This is a genomic window from Rhizobium sp. BK377, assembly GCF_014193935.1.
In the GTDB taxonomy this organism is placed as follows: Bacteria; Pseudomonadota; Alphaproteobacteria; order Rhizobiales; family Rhizobiaceae; genus Rhizobium.
In genome coordinates, this window is record NZ_JACIAC010000008.1 from 138,054 (window position 1) to 161,251 (window position 23,198).

22 protein-coding genes and 1 pseudogene are annotated in these 23,198 nt (G+C 60.7%); 12 read left to right on the forward strand and 11 right to left on the reverse strand.

Annotated elements, in window-relative coordinates:
- Positions 1-52: 52 nt before the first annotated feature.
- From FHT92_RS26000 to FHT92_RS26020, 5 genes are all read left to right on the forward strand, one after another.
- Positions 53-2,089, forward strand: coding sequence for an FUSC family protein (locus FHT92_RS26000; RefSeq protein ID WP_183830762.1), 2,037 nt, complete (start codon positions 53-55; stop codon positions 2,087-2,089).
- 7 nt (positions 2,090-2,096) lie between these two features.
- Positions 2,097-2,927 carry an RNA methyltransferase gene (locus FHT92_RS26005; protein ID WP_183830764.1) on the forward strand — a complete coding sequence of 277 codons (831 nt, stop codon included), beginning with the start codon at positions 2,097-2,099 and terminating at the stop codon, positions 2,925-2,927.
- A complete protein-coding gene (gene murI / locus FHT92_RS26010) occupies positions 2,908-3,711 on the forward strand; it encodes a glutamate racemase (RefSeq protein WP_183830766.1) in 804 nt (267 codons plus the stop codon). Before FHT92_RS26005 ends, murI begins: the two co-directional genes overlap by 20 nt.
- Before the next feature lie 96 nt (positions 3,712-3,807).
- Positions 3,808-4,983 (forward strand): MFS transporter, encoded by a 1,176-nt coding sequence (locus tag FHT92_RS26015; RefSeq protein ID WP_183830768.1) that lies wholly within the window; start codon positions 3,808-3,810, stop codon positions 4,981-4,983.
- Positions 4,984-5,091: 108 nt separating this feature from the next.
- Entirely contained in the window at positions 5,092-6,606 is a 1,515-nt protein-coding gene (locus tag FHT92_RS26020) for an ATP-binding protein (RefSeq protein ID WP_183830769.1), read from the forward strand.
- 5 nt (positions 6,607-6,611) lie between these two features.
- Here the strand turns inward: FHT92_RS26020 and FHT92_RS26025 are convergent, their stop codons facing one another.
- On the reverse strand, positions 6,612-6,947 hold the full coding sequence (locus FHT92_RS26025; RefSeq protein WP_183830771.1) for a cupin domain-containing protein: 336 nt from the start codon (positions 6,945-6,947) through the stop codon (positions 6,612-6,614).
- Positions 6,948-7,046: 99 nt separating this feature from the next.
- Between FHT92_RS26025 and FHT92_RS26030 the strand changes: the two genes are divergently transcribed.
- The 6 genes from FHT92_RS26030 to FHT92_RS26055 all read left to right on the forward strand — a co-directional run bounded on the left by FHT92_RS26030 (position 7,047) and on the right by FHT92_RS26055 (position 12,033).
- Complete coding sequence (locus tag FHT92_RS26030; RefSeq protein ID WP_183830773.1) at positions 7,047-7,577, forward strand: MarR family winged helix-turn-helix transcriptional regulator; 531 nt, start codon at positions 7,047-7,049, stop codon at positions 7,575-7,577.
- A gap of 198 nt (positions 7,578-7,775) precedes the next feature.
- Entirely contained in the window at positions 7,776-8,393 is a 618-nt protein-coding gene (gene rpsD / locus FHT92_RS26035) for a 30S ribosomal protein S4 (protein ID WP_183746862.1), read from the forward strand.
- A 68-nt stretch (positions 8,394-8,461) separates the two neighbouring features.
- Positions 8,462-9,391, forward strand: coding sequence for a glutaminase (locus FHT92_RS26040; RefSeq protein ID WP_112547754.1), 930 nt, complete (start codon positions 8,462-8,464; stop codon positions 9,389-9,391).
- Positions 9,392-9,450: 59 nt separating this feature from the next.
- Positions 9,451-10,317: a tRNA 2-thiocytidine(32) synthetase TtcA gene (gene ttcA / locus FHT92_RS26045; protein WP_183830775.1), complete on the forward strand. Its 867-nt coding sequence runs from the start codon at positions 9,451-9,453 to the stop codon at positions 10,315-10,317.
- 43 nt (positions 10,318-10,360) lie between these two features.
- Positions 10,361-11,191 carry an inositol monophosphatase family protein gene (locus FHT92_RS26050; protein WP_183830777.1) on the forward strand — a complete coding sequence of 277 codons (831 nt, stop codon included), beginning with the start codon at positions 10,361-10,363 and terminating at the stop codon, positions 11,189-11,191.
- Positions 11,192-11,208: 17 nt separating this feature from the next.
- Complete coding sequence (locus tag FHT92_RS26055; protein ID WP_183830779.1) at positions 11,209-12,033, forward strand: inositol monophosphatase family protein; 825 nt, start codon at positions 11,209-11,211, stop codon at positions 12,031-12,033.
- 4 nt (positions 12,034-12,037) lie between these two features.
- On the opposite strand, the gene hisC is transcribed toward FHT92_RS26055, so the two are convergent.
- The 5 genes from hisC to FHT92_RS26080 all read right to left on the reverse strand — a co-directional run bounded on the left by hisC (position 12,038) and on the right by FHT92_RS26080 (position 16,695).
- Positions 12,038-13,096 (reverse strand): histidinol-phosphate transaminase, encoded by a 1,059-nt coding sequence (hisC, locus tag FHT92_RS26060; RefSeq protein ID WP_183830781.1) that lies wholly within the window; start codon positions 13,094-13,096, stop codon positions 12,038-12,040.
- A 30-nt stretch (positions 13,097-13,126) separates the two neighbouring features.
- A complete protein-coding gene (locus FHT92_RS26065; protein ID WP_183746875.1) occupies positions 13,127-14,407 on the reverse strand; it encodes a multidrug effflux MFS transporter in 1,281 nt (426 codons plus the stop codon).
- Between the two features lie 110 nt (positions 14,408-14,517).
- Positions 14,518-15,765, reverse strand: a complete 1,248-nt coding sequence (locus FHT92_RS26070) for a multidrug effflux MFS transporter (RefSeq protein ID WP_183830976.1) — start codon at positions 15,763-15,765, stop codon at positions 14,518-14,520.
- A 137-nt stretch (positions 15,766-15,902) separates the two neighbouring features.
- Positions 15,903-16,241: a Grx4 family monothiol glutaredoxin gene (grxD, locus tag FHT92_RS26075; protein WP_007826252.1), complete on the reverse strand. Its 339-nt coding sequence runs from the start codon at positions 16,239-16,241 to the stop codon at positions 15,903-15,905.
- Between the two features lie 226 nt (positions 16,242-16,467).
- Positions 16,468-16,695 carry a hypothetical protein gene (locus FHT92_RS26080; protein ID WP_183830783.1) on the reverse strand — a complete coding sequence of 76 codons (228 nt, stop codon included), beginning with the start codon at positions 16,693-16,695 and terminating at the stop codon, positions 16,468-16,470.
- A gap of 166 nt (positions 16,696-16,861) precedes the next feature.
- Between FHT92_RS26080 and FHT92_RS26085 the strand changes: the two genes are divergently transcribed.
- Positions 16,862-18,007: a hypothetical protein gene (locus tag FHT92_RS26085; RefSeq protein WP_183830785.1), complete on the forward strand. Its 1,146-nt coding sequence runs from the start codon at positions 16,862-16,864 to the stop codon at positions 18,005-18,007.
- Between the two features lie 6 nt (positions 18,008-18,013).
- On the opposite strand, the pseudogene FHT92_RS26090 reads toward FHT92_RS26085, so the two are convergent.
- The 5 genes and pseudogenes from FHT92_RS26090 to purL form a co-directional block, all read right to left on the reverse strand.
- Positions 18,014-18,262: pseudogene (locus FHT92_RS26090) on the reverse strand (EamA family transporter); the annotation flags it as partial.
- Between the two features lie 175 nt (positions 18,263-18,437).
- Positions 18,438-18,650 carry a hypothetical protein gene (locus FHT92_RS26095; RefSeq protein WP_183746884.1) on the reverse strand — a complete coding sequence of 71 codons (213 nt, stop codon included), beginning with the start codon at positions 18,648-18,650 and terminating at the stop codon, positions 18,438-18,440.
- Between the two features lie 61 nt (positions 18,651-18,711).
- Positions 18,712-20,526 carry a hypothetical protein gene (locus FHT92_RS26100; protein WP_246735559.1) on the reverse strand — a complete coding sequence of 605 codons (1,815 nt, stop codon included), beginning with the start codon at positions 20,524-20,526 and terminating at the stop codon, positions 18,712-18,714.
- A 125-nt stretch (positions 20,527-20,651) separates the two neighbouring features.
- Positions 20,652-20,885 carry a BolA/IbaG family iron-sulfur metabolism protein gene (locus FHT92_RS26105; RefSeq protein ID WP_007826248.1) on the reverse strand — a complete coding sequence of 78 codons (234 nt, stop codon included), beginning with the start codon at positions 20,883-20,885 and terminating at the stop codon, positions 20,652-20,654.
- Between the two features lie 19 nt (positions 20,886-20,904).
- On the reverse strand, positions 20,905-23,139 hold the full coding sequence (gene purL, locus FHT92_RS26110; RefSeq protein ID WP_183746887.1) for a phosphoribosylformylglycinamidine synthase subunit PurL: 2,235 nt from the start codon (positions 23,137-23,139) through the stop codon (positions 20,905-20,907).
- Positions 23,140-23,198: the final 59 nt, after the last annotated feature.

Sequence of the window (23,198 nt, forward strand, 5' to 3'; positions counted from 1 at the left end):
GCGGTATCTCGCTTTCGGGTTCGCCACATCCGGCGCATGAGGACTGGCAAGGGTGATTTCCGGCTTTGAGTTCCGAGACTGGCTGCTTGCCAACGACCCGGCGCTTTCGCGCCTGCGCATGGGCTGCCGGGTCACTCTGTCGATCATGCTATCCTTCACGGTGCTGCTCGTTATCCATATGCTCATCGTGCCGCTGCCGACCGCCTCCTATGGTCTCGGCATCGTGCTGTCGATCGAAGGCGGGGTTGCCGTGCGCGACAAGGGCTCGACCCGCCAGCTCATCACCAGGCTGCTCGGCTGTCTTGCAAGCCTCGTCGTCGTCGGCATCGCCGCCGCGCTTGAATCGCAACGCTACCTTTCGGATTTCATCTTCCTCGTGGTGATCTTCCTCGCCTCCGCTGCGCGTGTTTATGGGCCGCGTGGCTTTGCCATCGGCATGTTCGCCTTCACCTCCTATTTTATGGGCGCCTACTTCCACCCGACGATCGGGGAATTGCCTGTGGTCGTGATCGGCCCAGTTGTCTCGGCGCTTGTCAGCCATTGGGTGAGGGCGGTGCTTTTGCCAGACAATTGGCGGCGCGACCTGCTGCGCTCACTGGAGAGCGTGCGAGGCCGCATAAACCAGATCCTCTTCAAGCTCGCGGCACTTGCAACGGATGGAAAGGTCGATGAGGCCGACCGGCAGGAACTGCGCCAGCTGGAAGACCGGCTGAAGGAAGTGGTGCTGATGGCCGAAAGCTTCATTCCGCGCCCGCCGGGCGGCGTCTTCGATGGTGCTTCACCGCCGGCCGCGGAACTGGCGATCCGGCTGTTCGACGCGCACCTGGCGACGGAAAGCGCCATCGTGCTGAGCTATCAAAGTGCGCCGGCTTTTGCTCTGGTCCATGCCGTGATCGAGGACGACAAGGCGGTACTTTCGGCTGAGGAAAAGGCGGTCGCCGACATAGAGGGCCGGCCGCAAGGAGAGACGGTGCGTGCGCTCCTCTGGCTCGCCGCCGCGCGCAGGCAGCTCGTGGAAACGATCGATGCCGGACGCAGGTCGGATTTCGCCGAGATCGCTTCGGTGGAAGAGTCCAGCGCACCTGCCAACATCGATTTTTCGTTCAGAAACCCGCTGATGCGCTCGGCCTTGCAGATCACGCTGGCAGCGGCAATTGCCATGACGCTCGGGCTCGCCTTGTCGCGCGAGCGCTGGTTCTGGGCGGTGCTTGCCTCCTTCCTCGTCTTCACCAACACCAATTCGCGCGGCGATACTGCCATCAAGGCGCTGCAGCGTTCGATCGGTACGCTGTTCGGCATCGCCTTCGGCCTGGTGCTGGCGACATTGCTGACGCACCACCTGGCTGCCGCCCTCGCGGTTTCACTCGCCTGCGTCTTCCTTGCTTTCTATTTCCTGCAGATTTCCTACGCGACGATGACCTTCTTTATCTCGATCGTGCTCTGCCTGGTTTATGGCGTGATGGGTGTCCTGACCTTCGATCTCCTCAAGCTGCGATTGGAAGAGACGCTGATCGGCGCGGTGGCGGGAACGCTGGTCGCCTTTCTCGTCCTGCCGGCACGCACACGCGGGACACTCGATACGGCGGTCGCCAAGTGGTTCGACGCCCTGAAGGAGCTGCTCCTAGCCGTGTCTGACAAGAAGAGCCAACCGGAGCTCATCGTCATCTCACAGAAAGTCGATGCCTGCTATCGCGACATCACGCTTTCAGCGCGCCCGCTTGGTTCGACCTGGTCCATTGTCACCAGGCCGGGACAAATTCGCCAGACGCTGGCGATTTTCCTCTCGGTTACCTATTGGTCGCGCATTCTGGCCCGCAATAATTCCGCCGATGCCGTCGACGAGGATCTCAAGGAACGGATCACCGCAGATATCGGCCTTCTGGACAGGTTTGCGCCGCGCGGCTCGGAATGTTTCCTCGTCACCCGCAAGCAGATGCGGCACGTCAGCCGTCACCTGCCGCTGTGGCGGGAAGGGGCGCGGCTGGCCGTCGAAATGATCGGCTCGACCATCGAACGGCTCTATCCTACAGAGACGCAGGACTTGCCGTTTGCGGCCGGCAAAGCTATTGCGCCCGTAAATCAGGAATAGGAAGCATATGGCGGGCACCAACAGCGAGCGTCAACTTCTGGCCGAGGGGCCAGTCATCATTCTGGTCGAGCCGCAGATGGGCGAGAACATCGGCATGGTGGCGCGCGCCATGGCGAATTTCGGCCTGGCCGATCTGCGCCTCGTCAATCCGCGCGACGGCTGGCCGAATGAGAAGGCACAAGCCGCAGCCTCCAAGGCCGATCATGTCATCGAAGGCACCAAGGTTTTCGCCACGCTGGAAGAGGCGATTGCCGACCTCAATTTCGTCTACGCGACGACGGCGCGCAGCCGCGACAACTACAAGCCTGTGCGCTCCCCGGTCTTTGCCGCCGGAAACTTGCGCAGCCGCTTCCGGGCAGGCGAGGCGACGGGTATCCTGTTCGGCCGCGAGCGCTGGGGGCTGACCAATGAGGAAGTGGCACTCGCCGACGAGATCGTCACCTTTCCGGTCAATCCGGCCTTTGCCTCGCTCAACATCGCTCAGGCGGTGCTGCTCATGTCCTATGAATGGATGAAATCGGGCATGGAGGATCTGGAAGCGGTGCCGTTCCAGGCGCTTGAGCAGCGGCCCTCCACCAAGGAACAGCTCTTCGGCCTGTTCGACCAGTTGGAAGAAGCGCTGGATTCCCGCAACTATTTTCATCCGCCCTCGAAAAAGCCGAAAATGGTCGACAACCTCCGCGCTGTTCTCTCCCGCCGGGCCTTCACGGAGCAGGAAATCAGCGTGCTGCGCGGCGTCATCTCCTCCCTGGACCGCTTTTCGCGCAACAGCCCGCGCAAAGGCGGTTCTACTCGATCCGCCAAGGGTGCCCCGACCGATGACAGCGCCGACAAATGAGCTGAAACCCATCCTCGTCTTCGATTCAGGCATCGGCGGGCTGACCGTGCTGCGCGAGGCGCGCGTGCTGATGCCGGAACGCGGTTTTATCTACATCGCCGACGATGCCGGCTTTCCCTATGGCGGCTGGGAAGAGCAGGCGCTGAAGGAGCGGATCATCGGGCTCTTCGCCAAGCTGCTCGAAGATTACGATCCCGAAGTCTGCATCATCGCCTGCAATACGGCCTTCACGCTTGTGGGTTCGGATCTGCGCGCTGCCTTTCCGCAGATGACCTTCGTCGGCACGGTGCCGGCGATCAAGCCTGCCGCCGAACGCACGCGGTCCGGCCTCGTCTCGGTGCTTGCGACCCCGGGTACGGTCAGACGCGCCTATACGCGCGACCTCATCCAGTCCTTCGCCCAGCAATGCCATGTGCGGCTGGTCGGCTCCGAAAACCTGGCCCGCATGGCCGAGGCCTATATCCGCGGTGACGCCGTTTCAGACGAGGCAGTGCTCACCGAGATTGATCAATGTTTTGTCGAGAAGGATGGGCGCAAGACCGATATCGTCGTGCTCGCCTGCACGCATTATCCCTTCATGGCCAATCTATTCCGCAGGCTGGCGCCTTGGCCGGTGGACTGGCTGGATCCGGCGGAAGCCATTGCGCGGCGCGCTCGCACGCTGGTTCCGCACGTTGCGGACGCCGTTCACCCTGACAATTTCGACTTTGCCGTCTTCACCTCGGGCAATCCGGATTTTGCCACGCGGCGGCTGATGCAAGGTTTCGGTCTGAGCACGCGGTAGGGCACTGCGCGCTTTATTTCCCCTGTCTCATCACGCAAGATCCCCGCGGGGAATCGCGAGCAGGTGTTTGCCGCTCAAGATGAAAAGGGATGCGCCGTGCCGCTGCAAAGACTTGTGATGCTGATCTTCTTTTTGCAACCGATCGCCTTTGGCGCCTGGTTACCGCGCATTCCCGATATCCAGGCGAAGCTCGAACTCGGCACCGCCGATCTCGCGGTAGCCCTTTTGGGATTACCCATTGGTACGCTGATCATTCTCCCGTTTGCCGGCCGGATCGTCTCGCGCATCGGCGGGCGCATGGCGATCATCTATGGGTTCATCTTCTTTCTTGCGGTGGTTTCGCTGCCGGCCTTCGCGCCCAGCGCCTTGCTTCTTTTCCTTGCCCTGATGATCGTCGGGGTCGCGCTTTCCACGGTGGAACTCGGCATGAATGTCGAGGCCGATGTAACGGAGAAAGCGACGGGACTAATCATCATGAGCCGCTGCCACGGCTTCTGGAGCTTCGGCATCATGGCCGGCAGCCTGATCGGCGTTGGCGCCATTGCCATCGGGCTTTCACCGCATTGGTCGATCCTGATCACGGCGATCATCGTCCTGCCGATCGCGCTCATTGCCAGCCTGCGCCTGCCGAAATTGCCGGAAAGTCACCATGAGGAGAATTCGCAGGTAAAGAGCGGCTTCAAGCCGCCCAGCCTTGCCCTGCTCGGGATCTGTGCCTTCGTCTTCGGCGTGACCATGACCGAAGGTGCGATCGCCGACTGGTCGGCGGTCTATCTCCGCGATGTCATGAATGCCGAAGGTGCGCAAACCGGCCTCGGTTATTCGGTTTTCGCCTTCATGGTTGCGGCGGGGCGCTTCAGCGGTGATTACATGAAAGGCCGTTTCGGTGCGGTTGCCATTGCCCGCGGCTGCGGCATCGCCTCGCTTGCCGGCATGCTCGTCGTTCTGCTTGCGCCGGTGACGCCGCTTGCACTGCTTGGCTTTGCAGCCGTCGGTGTCGGCGTCTCGGTCGGATTCCCGCTTGCGGTGACGGCCGTCGCTTCGCTGACCGACCGACCGCCTGCTTCAAGCGTTGCCATACTCTCCTTCGCGGCGCTCAGCGGTTTTCTCATCGGGCCGCCGATCATTGGCTTTCTCGGCGAACTCCTGGGATTGCGCGTGGGGCTTGCGGTCTTGCTGGTACCGCTCTTCGTCAGCCTGCTCTGCACCCGTTTGCTGATTCCGACGCAGAACGACATGGCGGGCAATCTCGTCGAGCGCGAGGCGGTGTAGGTCATCTTTCCAGGCCTGACTTTCCCTGTGGGTTTTTAAAGGTTTGACGACAACAGTGCCTGCGAATCTGCTAGAGACGGGGGCTGGAATTTGTAAGGGGAATTGGACGTGCAGGTTGGCATCGATATGGGAATGGCGTCCGGCAACCCGGCGACGCTCGATATCGAGGAATTGCTGGCGACGCGTCTGCTCGTGCAGGGCAATTCCGGCTCCGGCAAATCGCATCTGCTGCGCCGTCTCCTCGAGCAATCGGCGCAATGGGTACAGCAGGTCATCATCGATCCCGAAGGTGATTTCGTCACGCTGTCCGACCGGTTCGGCCATATCGTCGTGGATGGCGAGCGCACCGAGGCCGAGCTTGCCGGCATTGCCAACCGTATCCGCCAGCACCGCGTTTCCTGCGTGCTGACGCTGGAAGGGCTCGATATCGAGCAGCAGATGCGGGCGGCGGCCGCCTTCCTTAACGGCATGTTCGATGCCGATCGCGAATATTGGTATCCGGTTCTGGTCGTGGTCGACGAGGCGCAGATGTTTGCGCCCTCGGTCGGCGGCGATGTCTCGGAAGATGCGCGCAAGGCGTCGCTTGGCGCCATGACCAACCTGATGTGCCGTGGACGTAAACGCGGGCTTGCCGGCGTCATCGCCACGCAGCGTCTCGCCAAGCTTGCAAAGAACGTCGCGGCCGAAGCTTCCAACTTCCTCATGGGCCGTACCTTCCTCGATATCGACATGGCGCGCGCCGCTGATCTGCTCGGCATGGACCGCCGTCAGGCGGAAATGTTCCGAGATCTGAAGCGCGGCCATTTTGTCGCCCTCGGTCCTGCCTTGTCGCGTCGCCCGCTGCCGATCCAGATCGGCAATGTCGAGACATCGGCGCGCTCTTCCAGCCCGAAGCTGATGCCGCTGCCGGATTCGCCACAGGATGTCGAAGACCTGATCTTCACGCCGGATCCGGAAGAGTTTCAGCGGCCGATTGTGCGGCGTGCTCCACCGGCGCCGCGCCCGACCACCGATATTCTTGCCGAGCTCTCCCGCTCGACGCCGGCCGCCAGCCCCATGCAAGCCGCCGAGCCGCGTGCGGCACAGCCGGAACTGTCGGCCGAAGAACGCGAGGAGCGGCTTTCCGGCGTGCTCTCCGAGATCCTCGACGATCCGAGCTCCGGTTTCCGCACGGATGCGGTTCTCTATCAGGAATTCCTGGTGCGGCTGCGCATGCGCCGTGTTCCGGGAGCCCCGATGTCCTTGCAGGATTTCCGGCGGCGCGTCGCGGTTTCCCGCTCTGGCGTCGATCCCGACATGGCGGCAGGGGAAGCCTGGGCGACGGCGCTTTCGCTCTCCAATGGCGTCACCGACGATCTTCAGGGCGTGTTCCTGATGATGGCGAAGGCCGCGATCGGGGGCGAGGCCTGCCCTTCGGATGCCCGCATTGCCCGCGCTTATGGCACGCATTCTGCCCGGCGCGCGCGCCGGCTGCTTGGCTATTTCGAAGAGCAGGGGCTGATCGTCGTCCACACGGACTTTACCGGCAAACGCATCGTCGCCTTCCCGGACCTGCAGGCTGAGACCGCACCGGGTTCGGCCGATGCGCCTGACACCGACGCCCTGAAGAGCGCCGCAGAATAAGCCTCTCAGACCCAGCTCTGGATGATCTCGGGGCTGGCATGGATGCAGGTGAGCTCCAGCCGCGTCGTCCCGACATTCTTGAAGCAGTGCGGCGTCTCGGCGTTGACGATGACGATATCGCCGACGTTGGGCTCCAGCGTCTGCTCGCCAACGGTGAAACGCGCCTTGCCGGAGCGGACGATCCACAATTCCGTATAGGGGTGAACATGCAGGTCCGGGCCCTGGCCGGGCTCGTTGTCGATCAGGAAGATCGAGACCGGCGCGCCGTAATCGCCGCCCTCAAAACGGATGGTGCGATTGACGAACTGCTGCTGGCTTTCACGCGGTATGACATGGAACATGATTTCCTCCTTGGATCACGCGGGAGGTTCGCTATATTTATCTTCACGAGAAGATAATCTTCCGATTTATCTTCTCGTCAAGATAGTTTTGGAGTGACCATGGAAAAGCAAGACCATGTCGACCGGTTGCGCGCGCTCTGGGCAGAGGAGCTGCCCGATCTCGATACGACGCCAATGAGCATTCTCGGGCGCATTTACCGAATCTCCAATCTGGTGCGGCCGTCCATCGAGGCGACATTCTCGGAATTCGATCTCGATCGCGGGGAGTTCGACGTGATCGCGACGATCCGGCGCGCTGGACCGCCGTACCGAATGATCCCGACGGAGCTCTACAGCCTTCTGATGATCTCCTCGGGCGGGCTGACACACCGGCTGGACAGGCTGGAGAAATCCGGGCTGATCCGACGGGAACGCTCGGCCGAGGACAAGCGCAGCTTCGAAGTAGCGCTGACGGATGAGGGCATCCGCCGGGCCGAAGCCGCCTTCCGCGAAGACATGAGGCGGGAACTCGGGCATCTCGACGAGCTGGACGAGGACGAGCGTCGGGCGCTGGCCGGACTCTTGCGCAAACTTGCCGGTTCGCTCGAACGGGCAGACGAGAAAGGCCCTGCCGCGGCAGATTCTGTTTGACAATCCTGTGACTTATCCCTAAAGACCGCGCCAGCACCGGGCAGCAATGTCCGGTGTTTCATTTGACATGTCCCGTGGATCAGATCCGTTCGCGTAATGGAAAGATCCTGTCGGGTCTCGGAAACGGGATCAAAGGAGGGCGTGTTTCCTTCGCGCGGTTTGGCAACAAACCGTCATAACACTTTGAAAGGAAATACGATGAGCAAGCGCGAATCGTCCAAATACAAGATCGACCGCCGTATGGGCGAAAACATCTGGGGCCGTCCGAAGTCCCCGGTGAACCGCCGCGAATACGGTCCGGGCCAGCACGGCCAGCGCCGCAAGGGCAAGCTTTCGGATTTCGGCGTGCAGCTGCGCGCCAAGCAGAAGCTTAAGGGTTACTACGGTGACCTGCGTGAGAAGCAGTTCCGCGCGATCTTCGCTGAAGCCTCCCGCCGCAAGGGCGACACCTCGGAAAACCTGATCGGTCTTCTGGAGTCCCGTCTCGACGCGATCGTCTACCGCGCCAAGTTCGTTCCGACGGTCTTTGCTGCCCGCCAGTTCGTCAACCATGGCCACGTTACGGTCAACGGCGTGCGCGTCAACATCGGTTCCTACCGTTGCAAGGCCGGCGACGTCATCGAAGTTCGTGAAAAGTCCAAGCAGCTCGTTACGGTTCTGGAATCCGTTTCGCTCGCAGAGCGCGACGTTCCTGAATATGTCGAAGTCGACCACAACAAGATGGTTGCCACTTTCGCACGCGTTCCGACGCTGTCCGACGTTCCGTACCCGGTTGTCATGGAACCGCATCTGGTCGTCGAATTCTATTCGCGTTAATACGCGAGGCGTTTTCGCATTCTGGAAAAGCCGCCTCTCGGGGCGGCTTTTTCGTATCCGGAGGGAAGATGGTGGATTTGCAGGCAGTCCTCGACAGCATCTACAAGGAGCTGACGCCCCGCATCGGCGAGGGCAAGGTCGCGGATTATATTCCCGAACTTGCCAAGGTCGATCCGAACCAGTTCGGCATGTCGATCATCACCGTCGACGGCAAGGTCTACAGCGTCGGCCATGCCGATGTCGCCTTTTCCATCCAGAGCATTTCCAAGGTCTTCATGCTGACGCTGGCGCTCGGCAAGGTGGGCGAGGGACTGTGGAAACGCGTCGGCCGCGAGCCTTCGGGCTCAGCCTTCAATTCCATCGTCCAGCTCGAGCATGAGCACGGCATCCCGCGCAATCCCTTTATCAATGCCGGCGCGATCGCCGTCAGCGATGTCGTCATGGCCGGCCATGCGCCGCGCGAGGCGATCGGCGAGTTGCTGCGCTTCGTGCGTTACCTCGCTGACGACGAATCCATCACCATCGACGACAAGGTGGCGCGCTCGGAAACGGCAACCGGCTATCGCAACTTCGCGCTCGCCAATTTCATGCGCTCCTATCGCAATCTCGATCATCCGGTCGATCATGTGCTTGGCGTCTATTTCCACCAGTGCGCACTCTCGATGACCTGCGAGCAACTGGCCAGGGCCGGCCTGTTCCTGGCTGCGCGCGGCGGCAATCCGCTGACCGGCCATTCGGTGGTGTCACCGAAGCGCGCGCGGCGCATCAACGCGCTGATGCTGACCTGCGGCCACTACGACGGATCGGGCGACTTCGCCTACCATGTCGGCCTGCCCGGCAAGAGCGGCGTTGGTGGCGGCATCTTCGCGGTCGCACCCGGCATCGCTTCGATCGCGGTGTGGTCGCCTGGCCTTAATAAGGTCGGCAATTCGCAGCTTGGTGCCGTGGCGCTGGAGATGCTCGCAGCGCGCACCGGCTGGTCTGTTTTTGGCGATTGAGGCTGGGTTGGGCTGGCGGTTTCTGTTAAGCAGGGCTGGCACATCAGACAGGTAAGAAGATGAATATCGCAGCCAATATTGCCGATGATCTGGAAACGGCTGAAGCCGGCATCGGCCATGCGCTGTTTGCCGATGCGCCGCACTCGGTCTCCTTCAACAAGCTGCGCAAGCGTCTCCTGCGGCAGGTGCGCCAGGCCTTCGACGATTTCGACATGCTCAAGGGCCAGAAACGCTGGCTGATCGGTATTTCCGGCGGCAAGGATTCCTACGGCCTGCTGGCGCTGCTCCTCGATCTTCAGTGGCGCGGGCTGCTGCCGGTGGAGCTGATCGCCTGCAATCTCGATCAGGGTCAGCCGAATTTCCCGAAGCATGTGCTACCGGAATACCTTTCCAAGATCGGCGTCAAACACCGCATCGAATATCGCGATACCTATTCGATCGTGAAAGAGAAGGTGCCGGAAGGAGCCACCTATTGTTCCCTCTGTTCGCGCCTGCGCCGCGGCAACCTCTATCGTATTGCCAGGGAAGAAGGCTGTGACGCGCTGGTCCTCGGCCATCACCGCGAGGACATCCTCGAAACCTTCTTCATGAACTTCTTCCATGGTGGTCGGGTTGCCGCCATGCCGGCGAAGCTTCTGAACGACGAAGGCAATCTGATGGTGCTCAGGCCGCTTGCCTATTGCGCCGAGGACGACATGGCTAAATTCGCGACTGCCATGCAGTTCCCGATCATTCCCTGCGATCTCTGCGGCTCGCAGGACGGTTTGCAGCGCAACGCGATGAAGGACATGCTCGCCGATATCGAACGCCGCATGCCCGGCCGCAAGGACACGATGCTGCGCGCGCTCGCGCATGTGAACCCGTCGCACCTGCTAGATCCGAAACTTTTCGACTTTTCTGCGCTGACCGTCACCCAAACATCATAATGGACTTGCTATGAGCCTCGCAGTTCCATGCAACGAGTCCAAAATGAATTTCTCAGACAATGACATAGAGTTTCTCGGCGATTGTCTTCGACATGTCGCCGAAGAAGAGGTCATGCCGCGCTTTCGCAATGCGGCCGCGGCCAATGTTTCCGAAAAGACATCTTCCATAGATCTCGTGACGCAGGCCGACCTGCGCTCCGAGGCTTACCTTACGGCAGCGATCCGCGAGCGCTTTCCCTCGGCACTCATCGTCGGTGAAGAAGCCTATGAGGCGGATCGTTCGGTCGTGCCGGCGCTCGCCGATGCCGATCTTGCCTTCGTCATTGATCCCGTCGACGGCACGTTCAATTTTGCGGCCGGCATGCCGGTTTTCGGTACGATCCTTGCCGTGACCGTCAAGGGTGAAACGGTTGCCGGCATCATTCATGATCCGGTGCTCGGTGACACGGTCGTTTCCCTTAAGGGCGCCGGCGCTTTCCAGCAGAAGGGCGATTGCGAGCCTGTCCGCCTCAAGGTCGCGGACCCCCTGGAGCTGAGCCGTATGATCGGCGCCATGGCCTGTAGCCATATGGAAGAACCGGATCGTTCGCGTGTTGCCGCCAATATGGCGAAGGTCAAGATGACCTTCGCGTTCAATTGCTCGGCTTACGAATATTGGATGGTGTCCTCGGGCAAGCTGCATTTCATAGGTCACCCCAAGCTGATGCCGTGGGATCATCTGGCCGGCGTGCTGACCCATCAGGAAGCCGGCGGGCATACCGCTAAATTCGACGGAACGCCCTACAGACCCGGCGAGATTTCCGGCGGCATCATCTCTGCTCCCGATAAGGAAAGCTGGCAGATGATCCGAAACGAGATCGTCGGCTACCGATAAACCGAAAGGAACGCGCTATGACGACTGCCATAGATACGATGAAGCTTGCCGATCTCCTGCGGCAGGCAGCGAAAGCCGAGATCCTGCCGCGCTTTCGCAGGCTGGGCAGCAGTGATGTGCGCGCCAAGACGGAGGCGACCGACCTTGTCACCGAGGCCGATGAGCAGGCCGAAAGGATGATGAAAGTCGAGGCCGCGCGGCTCTGGCCGGAGGCGCTCTTCATTGGCGAAGAATCGGTTGCCGCCGACGAAGCCCTTCTCGACAAGCTCGAAGGTGCCGATCTCGCCATCGTCGTCGATCCCGTCGATGGCACCTTCAACTTTGCTTCAGGCATTCCGGCTTTCGGCGTCATGGCATCGGTGATTTCCAAGGGCGAGACGGTTGCCGGCATCATCTATGATCCGATGGGCGATGACTGGGTGATGGCAGAGAAGGGCGGCGGCGCCTGGCTGCGGCGGCCGGATGGCGAGGCGCAGCGGCTGCGAGTGGCAGAGCCTGTCGCAATCGACCAGATGGTCGGCATGGCTTCGACCGGCTACCTGCCGCAGGAAAAGCGCGCCGAAATCCTCGGCAATCTCGCCAAGGTGCGCTTCCTCATCAACTACCGCTGCGCGGCCCATGAATACCGCACCTTTGCCGGTGGGCACGTGCATTACCTGATGTACAACAAGCTGATGCCCTGGGACCATCTGGCCGGAACGCTGATCAGCCAGGAAGCCGGCGGCTATGCCGCCCGTTTCGACGGCTCGGCCTATCTACCGCATCATGTCACCGGCGGACTGCTGATCACGCCCGACAAGGAAAGCTGGGACATCCTGCGCCGTGAGGTCGTCACGGTCTGAGCCGTCAGGCGAGGATCTGCTTCAGCGCGTCCAGGAGCTTGTTGCATTCGGCATCGGTGCCGATGGTGACGCGCAGGAAATTTTCGGTGCGCTCCCCGCGGAGATGCCGCACGAGGACCGCGCGTTTGCGCAGCTCCGCGGCAAGCTCCACAGCACCGCGTTCTCCATGCCGGGCGAAGACGAAATTGGCGGAGGAGGGCAGGACCTCAAAGGCGAGTTCCCTGAGAGCGGCAATCAGGCGCTCGCGGCTTGCGACGATCAAGTCGCAATGTTTCCGTAACCAGTCCTGATCCTCCCAGGCAGCCACGGCGCCGGCTTGAGCCAGCTTGTCCAGCGGGTAGGAATTGAAGCTGTCCTTGACCCTTTCCAGTGCATCGATCAGCGGCCGCTGACCGACGGCGAAACCGACACGCAGGCCGGCAAGGCCGCGCGATTTCGAGAAAGTCTGGACGACCAGCAGGTTCGGATACTTCCGTACCAGCGGGATGGCGCTTTCGCCGCCGAAATCCACATAGGCTTCATCGATGGCGACAACCTGATCCGGATGCTCTGATATCAGCGCCTCGATTGCCGCTAACGGCAAGGCGGAGCCCGTCGGCGCATTCGGGTTGGGCAGGATAATCGCGCCGCAGGGCTGCCGATAGTCCTCGATCCTGACCTGCATCTTCTCGTCCAGCAGGACCTCGTGGAAGTCGATACCGTAGAGGCCGCAATAGGTCGGATAGAAGCTATAGGTGATATCAGGGAAGAGCAGGGGCAGTTCGTGCTTCAACAACGCCTGGAAGGTGTGCGCCAGGACCTCGTCCGAGCCATTGCCGACGAAGACTTCGCCGGGATCGAGATCGTAGCTTGCAGCAATCGCCTCACGCAGCTTCAGGCCCGTCGGCTCGGGATAGAGCCGCAGCGTGTCGTTAACGGCTTCCGAGATCGCGGCCAGCGCACGGGGCGATGGGCCGTAGGGGTTCTCATTGGTGTTCAGCTTGACCAAGCCGTCAATGACGGGCTGTTCGCCCGCCACATAGGGCCTCAAGGATTGGACAACGGGGCTCCAGAAACGGCTCATGGTGATCTTCCAGTTTATGCTGCAGCACCATTACATGTGCACGGCGCCCGGGTCGATCTGCGGGCTGTCGCCGGGATGGGTGAAAAGCTTACCCTTTTCCGCCCAGAGGACCATGAGAACGGTCACGGCGCCGAAGAGCGTAAAGCCGCCGAAGAGCGGCTGGACTGTGCCGTTGAACAGCTGGCCGACGCCGCCGCCGAGGAGGGCGCCGAAAGTCGTCGACACGAAACCAGTGATGGCGGTTGCCGTGCCGGCAAGATTGCCCATCGGCTCCAGGCTGATCGCCGTGAAGTTGGTGGCGATGACGGCAAACATGATCAGCAGGATCGAGAAGAGTGCATAGGAGAAGGCGAAGGACGGCGTGCCGCCGAGCGCCGCGACCAAGCCGATCGAAGAGATTATGGTGAAGAGCAGCATGGCCGCATGCGAGATGCGGCGCATGCCGAAGGTGCGCACGAGCATGCCATTGGCGAAGTTGGCGACGGCGATGCCGCCCGCGGTTGCCGCAAAGGCAATCGGCAGCCAATCGCCGAGGCCGTAAACCTCGCCGAACACCTGCTGCACCGAGATCACATAGGCACTGATAACGCCGGTGAACATGGTGAGCCCGATCATGTAGCCGCAGGTGATGCGGTTGGTGAGAACCGTCTTGAAGCCGTCAGCGACGGCGTCGAAGGACAGTGGAATGCGCTCTTCCGGCGGTAGCGATTCCTTCAAGCGCAGCAGCGCCCAGACGAAGAGAATCGAAGCGATGATGCCGAGCAGGATGAAAATCCAGTGCCAGTTGGCGTAGGTGATGATGAGCTGACCGACCGAAGGGGCGACGATCGGCACGATCATGAAGACGATCATGACATAGGACATGACGCGCGCCATCTCGCGGCCGCCGAAGCAGTCGCGGACAATCGCCATTGTGGTGATGCGCACAGCTGCACCGCCGATACCCTGAACGAAGCGCATGATCAGCAGCATTTCGAAGCTGCCGGTGGCCGCGGCGGCAAACATGCCGATCACATAGCAGACCAGGCCGCCGAGCAGGATGTTGCGGCGGCCGAAGGCATCCGACAGGCTGCCGAAGATGATCTGCGACGCGCCGAACCCTAAGAAAAAGACGCCGATGACGAGCTGCGCGTCATTGTTGCTGGTTACCCCCAGCGAATGGCCGATATTGGGCAGCGCCGGCAGCATGCTGTCGATCGCCATGGCAATGCTGGCGGTCATGATGGCGATGGTCACCACGAATTCGACGAAACCCATGCCGATGCGGGCCGAACCCTGGTTTTCCGTGTGTGGTTTGTGTGTCGGAGTCATTCGAATCCCCCTGAATGACGGAAGAGCAGCTGCAAACGCGGCCGAACTTGATGTGGAAGGGCGGCGGAGTCCCTACCATGGCGTTCCGCCACTCGATGTGTCTGGAAGCTTCAGTGCCCGGTATCGGTGAAGTCCGAAATTGATGCGTCCTTCGAGAGCGGTGCGTGCTGCGGCCTGAACAGCCGCCCCTTTTCGGCGATCAGCACGAAAACGATCCCAACAAGCGAAACAATGAAGTAACCCGCAATCATTGGCGTTGCCGTTCCGTCGAAGGCCTGTCCGATCATGGCACCTATCGAGGCGCCGCCGATCGTGCTCATGAAGCCGATCACTGAGGAGGCGGTGCCGGCAAGATGGCCGAGCGGCTCCATGGCAAGCGAATTGAAGTTGGAGCCGATCCAGCCGAACTGGAACATGACGAGCGCGAAGAAGATGATGAAGATCACAAAGGGCATCGGCTGCGGCCCCGATATCTGCACCATCAGCCAAATGAAACTCAATGCGCAGAAACCGAGGATCGACGCGTGCGACAGGCGACGCATGCCGAAGCGGCCGACCAGCTGCGAATTGATGAAGGACGAGAAGGCCATGAACAGCGCCACAGCGGCAAAGGCGACCGGCATATAGACGCCGAGCCCGTAGATGCCGACATAGATCTGCTGGGCGGAGTTGATGAAGCCGAACAACGCGCCAAAGAGGATCGTGCTGGCAATGGTGTAACAGAGGGCGATGCGGTTGGAAAAGAAGATCGCAAAACCTTGTGCCACCGAGCGGACCGTGAACGGACGGACATTGGCGGGGTCAAGTGTTTCCGGCAGGCGCAGATACATCCACGTGCCGACGGCCGTCCCCATGGCGCCGATGAAGACGAAGATCATATGCCAGGTACTGATGAGCATGATGATCTGACCGCTGCCGGGCGCAATGACCGGAACGATCATGAAGACCATCATGATCAGAGACATGACCTCCGCCATCTGTCGGCCGCCGTAGACGTCGCGGACAATGGAAATCGTAATGACACGGGTGGCGGCGGAACCCAGACCCTGGATGAAGCGTAACGCCAGAAGCCCGGCAAAGGTCGGCACGACGGCGATGCCGAAGGCGGAAACGACATAGATGGCAAGGCCAATCAGCAGCGGAACGCGACGACCGAAGCGATCGGAAAGCGGCCCATAGAAAAGCTGAGCGAGGCCGAAACCGAAAAGATAGGCAGAAACGACATACTGGCGATGATTCTCGTTTTCGACACCGAGGCTGGAGCCAATCTGCTGCAATGCGGGCAGCATTATATCGATTGCGAGCGAGTTGACGGCCATCAGGAAAGCGGCAAGCGCGATAAATTCCAGCTTGCCCATGGGCAGCCGACCCGCGGACATGGCTTGTGATGAATCGGTCACGATGAAATTCCCATAAACAGGTCAAGGCGCTGCTTGGCGCAGCGCCTCGAACTCAAAATACGGATTTGGAAACCGGACGGACGCCCGGTGACCGATCAGGCGACGGCGGTCTTGATGGTGACGCCGTTTTCCTGGAGATGCTGCTGGAGCTCACCGGCCTGGAACATTTCCCGGACGATGTCGCAGCCGCCGATGAACTCGCCCTTGACGTAGAGCTGGGGAATCGTCGGCCAATTGGAGTAATCCTTGATGCCCTGGCGGATTTCCGAATCGGCGAGCACGTTGATGCCCTTATAGTCGACACCGATGTAGTCGAGGATCTGCACGACCTGGCCGGAGAAACCGCACTGCGGAAACTGTGGCGTGCCCTTCATGAAAAGGACGACGTCGTTGCTCTTGATCTCGTTTTCGATGAATTCGTTGATACCGCTCATGGGACCTAATCCTTTCAACAGGCGGGGTAAAGGCCCGCCGTTTCAATCGTTTTCTTTAGATAGCATGCGGAGGGCGGAATTCCACCCGCCCAAACCAAAAAAGACCAATCCGCGACACTTAGCGGCGCAGATTGTTGCCTATGCGTTACGCCCCATTGCGCCAGATCTTGATCTCTTCAATCTCGGTATCGGTGAAGCGGCCCTGCAGCTCTCAGTGGAGGAGGCTTTAGGCGCGGCGCTGCCTGCTGCGGCCTGCTGCCGTGCGGCGCTTGCTGACCTGCTTGCGAGCAGGCTTGCGACCCACCGGCGTTGCCTTGCGGGTGGTGCGGCTCGCCGTTGCAGACGCTGCCTTGCGGCGCTTGCGCTTGGTGGTACGGCCCATGGTCTTCTTCAGGATTTCCTTGAGCACGCTACTGACGACGCCTGACACCAGTTCATTCACGAGATTGGCCACAAAATTCCCCTTAATCCTATCGAAATGCGCCTTACCCCATTGAATTCCGGAAGAGTTCGCTTAGCAAGACGGCTCGAAGGTTTTATCCGGTTTTTCGCCGCATTTTCGGGCGAACCGTCAGTCGAGCAACGGCGATCACAACACGCCGGAAAGAAGAAAAAGACTTATGAAACTCGTCGAGAAGCGGGTCGTTCTGCATTTCCCCGGATTTGAGCCGTTGGACGGAAAAGCGCATCGGGCGCGGTATGAGCGCACCGCCCGGCAGAGTGCATCCGTGTGGGGATACCAGGTTTCAACGGGTACGGCTAGCGAGGGGGATTTTGTTTCCTTCGATGTCGGCACCGGCGCCGACGGTTGGCAGACGCAGACGCGCGTCCATGTCTTCGACCATAACGACCTGGTGCAGCAGCTGCGCAAGGGCAATACGGCAAGCCGGATCGCCTTGGGCTTCGAGAGCTTCTGGCAGGTGGTGCGCGAGGGCGGCATGGCCGGCTATTTCCGCCACGCCTGGCGCTTTGGCCTCTTCTTCATCTTTCCCTTCCTCCTGACGGCGCTTGCAATCGTCATCACGCTGCAGATCCTGACGCTGCATTACTGGCTGGGGCTTCCCGGCTGGCACGTCGGCTGGAGTGCGCCGCTGGCGGCCATCTTCTTCATCTTCGGTTTCCTGCCGTTCTCGGAGCGCTTCCACACGCTACATCTTTTCGCCGACTGGGAAATGGCGGTGGCATTGGCGCGCATGGACAGGCCTGTTTTCAACGACTGGCTCGATCAATGCGCGACGTCGGTGCGCGAGGCACTCGAGGAGGAGGCCGACGAATATGTCATCTCCTCACACAGCATGGGCTCCAGCGTCGCGGCGCATGTCGTCGGCATTCTCTTGGAGCGGGAGCCGGATGTCTTCAAGGGCAAGCGGGTGGTCTTTGCCACACTTGGCTGCGCGATCCTTCAATGCGCGCTGATGTCGTCGGCGACGCTCCTGCGCTCGCGCGTCGGCCTGATCGCCCGCTGTCCTGACATTTTCTGGCTTGACGTGCAGTGCCTGACGGACTCGATCAACTTCTACAAAGTGCCCGTCGTCAGCGTTTCCGGCCATCCGGATGCGCCGCAGGCGAGCATGATCCATATCCGCGTGCGGCATATGCTGACCCCTGAACATTACAAGAAAATCCGTGGGGATCAGTTACGCGTGCACCGCCAATATGTGCTGGGGCCAGACATGAAATCAGCCTTCGATTTTACGCTGCTGACGGCTGGCCCGATGCCGGCATCGGTCTTTGCCGATCCCGAGCAGAGCAAGCTGCCGCTCTGACCGCTCTCACCCCTCCTGTTCCACCTCCAGTTTGGCAGCGGGGACATGGGCGGAAAGCGCCACGATCATGATCGCCGTGAAGATCAGCAAGGCACCTGTCAGCACATGCCATTGCGGCCGCTCATCGAGAAAGACATAGGCGCCGAGTGCGCCGAAAATGCTTTCGCCCGACACCAGAACAGCCGCCCGCGATGCCGTCGTATAACGCTGGGCGACGGTCTGCAGGCCGAAGGCGGCAGCCGTGGAGATAAGGCCGAGAACGGCGAGTTCTGGAAAAGGTCACGCTTTGTGGCGCATCGAGATCGAGCAGCAGGATATCGCCGGGCCGGGTGTAGGGGAAAGGTGCGTGATAGTCGAAGAGCTATTCATAGGTTCCCTGATGCAGCAAGGCGAGCAGGAGCATCTTGCTGGAGCGCTCGGAGATTTCATTCTAGGCACGCGCCAGATGAACCGCAATGGCGTTGAAACGCGTGAGGAAGGCATTGCCGAACATGCGTCCCGAAAAACTCGCGCGGAAATTACGATCCTTGAAGCGCGACCGGGAGAGATCGATGACCGGCAGCGGCGAACCTTCCACAGCCTCGAAGAGATATGACGCGCGTTTGCCTGGGGAAACGAGATCGGTATCGATGACTTGACCCATCTTCATTCTCTCCTTGCACTTTCGAGCTTCCGAGAATGCAATGCCATAGCTTTCGAGCATCTTATCGCAACGCGGCGTGATCTATGCGAAAGAGTTGAAAATCCGTTTTCGACGGCGCCGGCACACGCTCGAGACCTGGCCACGAGCCGCCTTTAGCCAATTCGGCATAAAGCGGCGCCTGGTTCGGATCCGCGGCGAGGCGAAAACGGCAGACCGCGACATAATCGAACGGCAGGAGTGCCGTGCGGCGGACTTCGCTGTCATGTGTCGTAAAGGCCTCGAACATTCGCTTCATCCCGGGCGATGCCCGATGGAATGGAACGGCTGCAACGGAGAAGCCGTCAGGTGCTGCGAAGACAAGGGGCAGAGCCAGCCCTTGCGGCACCGCAATTCCGCCGGGCTTTTGGCTCGAAAGTACGGAGAAGTCCTGCCCCGGACATTCGTCATAGGCCATGTAGTCGATGGCGTCGTACTGCGACGTTTGGGGAGGAACGGCAAATCGCAACAGGATGATCGCCACGATGACTAGCACGGCGGCAAATGCCGCAAGTCCACGTGATCGATCGGCAACGGAAGTTTCCATTCGCGCCCCGAGCTGGATGGCGAGTGGCAAGAAGAGTGGAATGAACGCAAAGGCAAAGCGAATATTTCGCGTCTGAAGCAGTGTCAGCAGCAGGCTGGTGACGGCAATCGCAAAGATGATGGCCATCGCAGGGCGATGCTTCCGCGTCTCTTCGATTATGCCGGGCACCGCCATCACGGCGATACAGCCGAGCACTGCCAGCATTACCACGATGAAGAATTGCCCATGTTGGAGGAAGTAAAAGAAACTGTATTCCTGGGAGACCCTATCCAGCCAATCGGCCTTGGAGAGCGGATCGATCATCCAGTAAGGCCCTGAGAGGCAGCGCGGAAACAAGAGGGCAGCGGTGGTTGCGACGCAGGCGGCCGGCAGGCCGAGGCCGAGAAGCTTCATATGCAGGCGTTTCTGGCCAAGAAATGCGACACCGGCGGCCAGAGTGGCGGAGAAGCCGATTGCAAGCAGAATGTAGGGCGCGGAGAAGGCGTCGCACTGCATCGACAGGCTTGCTTTGGGACCGATGAAAACCAACGCGGCGGGGATAGTCAGAACAAGGATTGTCGCGGCTGCGGCAAACAAAATTCGTCGCGTGCCTTCCACATTCAGAAGAAAGCACAGAACCAGGCCGGCGAAGCCGACAGCGATGAATGGCAGACCTTCGAGACTGATGACGAAGCACAGAAGGGTGCCCACGCCGGCAAGAATGCCACCTGACCTATCCCATTTCTGGAGGCCGGCCAGGATCATCATAAGACCGACGATCTGCATATTGTGATGGTCGATGCGCCCGGGAACGAACTCCCAAACAGCGAATGTCATCAGAATGACTGCCGTGATCGTCAGGGTGTAGTTCAGCAGGGCAGTCGCCCGAAGCTGGGGGCGCAGGACTATCGCAACCAGCAAACAGAAAAAGGAAAGCATCATCGGCGGCCAAATGTCGAACGAGATCGACATCGCCTTTTCAAGGCCGAAAGCCGGGGCCAGCGCCGTGGTGATTGCGATAAAAGGAAGGTCGATCAGTCTCGACCACGGAGAGCTATATGCATCCGGGGTCGCGATCACCGGCAGGCTCAGATCGTACCAGCTTCCGCCCGCAGAGAAAAAATGGCGTATCTGCAGTTCACGCATGCGATCGTCGATGTCGCCGAGAAAGCTGTGCACGTCGGCAAGGTCGAGAAGCGCGATCGCCAGTGCGGCCGCGTAGACGGCAATGAAGATTCGCCAGATCGCTAAAGGCCTTTTCCCGGACACAATTTCTTCCGTATGGCGGGAATTGATTGACAGATCGATCTGCATGGCGTGGCTCCAACCAGGTATCCGATAGATACACGGTGAGCACTTAAAATTGGCCTACAGTTCGACGATACGTTTTGCGTCCGCCCCGGTAGGAAGGCGCCTCATCGAGCCGGCGCAAATCCCGCTCAATCCGGTGCCGAGGTCTGCAGGGCAAGCGCGTGCAGGATGCCGCCCATATTGCCCTTCAGCGCCTCATAGACCATCTGGTGCTGCTGCACGCGGCTCTTGCCGCGGAAGGCTTCCGCAACGACTTCGGCGGCGTAGTGATCGCCATCGCCTGCCAGATCGCGGATCGTTACCTTGGCACCGGGAATCCCGGCCTTGATCATGTCTTCGATATCGCCGGGTTTCATGGCCATGATCATTACTCCTTGCGCATTATTCCGCAGCGACAAGCTCGCCGCTGTTATCCATGAAATCAGGGAACCACGATTCATGGGCATCGCGCAATTGCTGAATCGGCAGCGCAATCAGATCGTCGATGACGAGGGCATCGCCCTTGATAGTGCCGAGGCGGCGAAAGGGCACGCCTGCGCCTTCTGCGTTGGCGCAGACGAAATCGGCGACGTCGGCAGGAACCGTTAGCACGTAACGCGCCTGATCCTCACCGAAGAGCAGGGCGTGGGCAGCACCCTTGCCTTCGCTGAGGCTGATCTTGAGGCCCTTGCCTGATGCCATCGCCATTTCGGCAAGCGCCAGCACGAGGCCGCCGGAGGAAATGTCGTGGCAGGCGGTCGCCTGGCCGTTGCGGATGACCGAGCGGACGAAATCGCCGTTGCGACGCTCAGCGAAGAGATCGACCTGCGGAGCCGGACCTTCGGTGCTGCCGACAATGTCGCGCAGGTAGACGGACTGGCCGAGATGGCTGCCGTCGGTGCCAATGAGCAGAACCTTGTCGCCTTCGGCAGCGCCGCCAATGCGGGCCATCTTGCGCCAGTCGGGCATCAGGCCGACGCCGGCAATGGTCGGCGTCGGCAGGATCGCGACACCATTGGTTTCGTTATAGAGCGAGACGTTGCCGGAGACGATCGGGAAGTCGAGCGCGCGGCAGGCTTCGCCGATGCCCTTAACGGCCTCGACGAACTGGCCCATGATCTCCGGCTTTTCCGGATTGCCGAAATTGAGGTTGTCAGTCGCAGCCAATGGCTCGGCGCCGGTCGCGGTGATGTTGCGCCAGCATTCGGCCACGGCCTGCTTGCCGCCTTCGAAAGGATCGGCCTCGACATAACGCGGGGTGACATCCGAGGAGAAGGCCAGCGCCTTCAGCGGATGGCCTTCGACGCGCACGACGCCGGCGTCGCCTCCCGGAAGCTGCAGAGAGTTGCCCTGGATCAACGTGTCGTACTGTTCGTAGACCCAGCGGCGGCTCGACTGATTGGCGGAGCCGACGAGCTTCAGCAGCGCTTCGTTGTAATCTTCCGGTGCCGCAACCAGGTTGGCGGGCAGGGGCGCACGCTTGCCGGATTCGCGCCAGGGGCGGTCATATTCCGGCGCCTGGTCGCCGAGATCCTTGATCGGCAAGTTTGCCACTTCCTCGCCCTGGTGCATGACGCGGAAGCGCAGATCATCGGTGGTCTTGCCGACGATGGCGAAATCGAGGCCCCACTTGACGAAGATCGCCTTGGCTTCCTCTTCCTTTTCCGGCTGCAACACCATGAGCATGCGCTCCTGGCTTTCCGACAGCATCATCTCATAGGCCGTCATCTGCTCTTCGCGCACCGGCACCTTGTCGAGTTCCAACAGGATGCCGAGGTCGCCCTTGGCGCCCATTTCCACGGCCGAGCAGGTGAGGCCGGCCGCACCCATGTCCTGGATGGCGATGACGGCGCCGGTCTGCATCAGCTCAAGGCAGGCTTCGAGCAGGCACTTTTCGGTAAAGGGGTCGCCGACCTGAACAGTCGGACGCTTCTCTTCGATCGATTCATCGAATTCGGCCGATGCCATGGTCGCGCCGCCGACACCATCGCGGCCGGTCTTGGCGCCGAGATAGACGACCGGGAGGCCAACGCCCTTGGCTTCCGACAGGAAGATGGCATTCGACTTGGCGAGGCCGGCCGCGAAAGCGTTGACGAGGATGTTGCCGTTATAGCGGGCATCGAATTCCACTTCGCCGCCGACCGTCGGCACGCCGAAGGAATTACCGTAACCGCCCACACCGGCAACGACGCCGGCAACGAGGTGGCGGGTCTTCGGATGGTCCGGTTCGCCGAAGCGCAGCGCGTTCATGGCCGCGATCGGGCGCGCGCCCATGGTGAAGACATCGCGCAGGATGCCGCCGACACCGGTCGCCGCGCCCTGATAGGGCTCGATATAGGAGGGATGGTTGTGGCTCTCCATCTTGAAGACGACGCAGTCGCCGTCATCGATATCGACCACGCCGGCATTTTCGCCCGGTCCCTGAATGACGCGCGGTCCCTTGGTCGGCAACGTGCGCAGCCACTTCTTCGAAGATTTGTACGAGCAGTGCTCGTTCCACATGGCCGAGAAGATACCGAGTTCGGTAAAGGTCGGTTCGCGGCCGATCAGATCCAGAATGCGCTGATATTCATCCGGCTTGAGGCCGTGTGAGGCGATGAGTTCCGGCGTGATCTTGATAGTGTTGGGAATGGTCATGAGCTCTCGAAAATCCCTGCCTAGGCGCGTTTGCCGTGTCTTTAGCCTATGTAAGAACT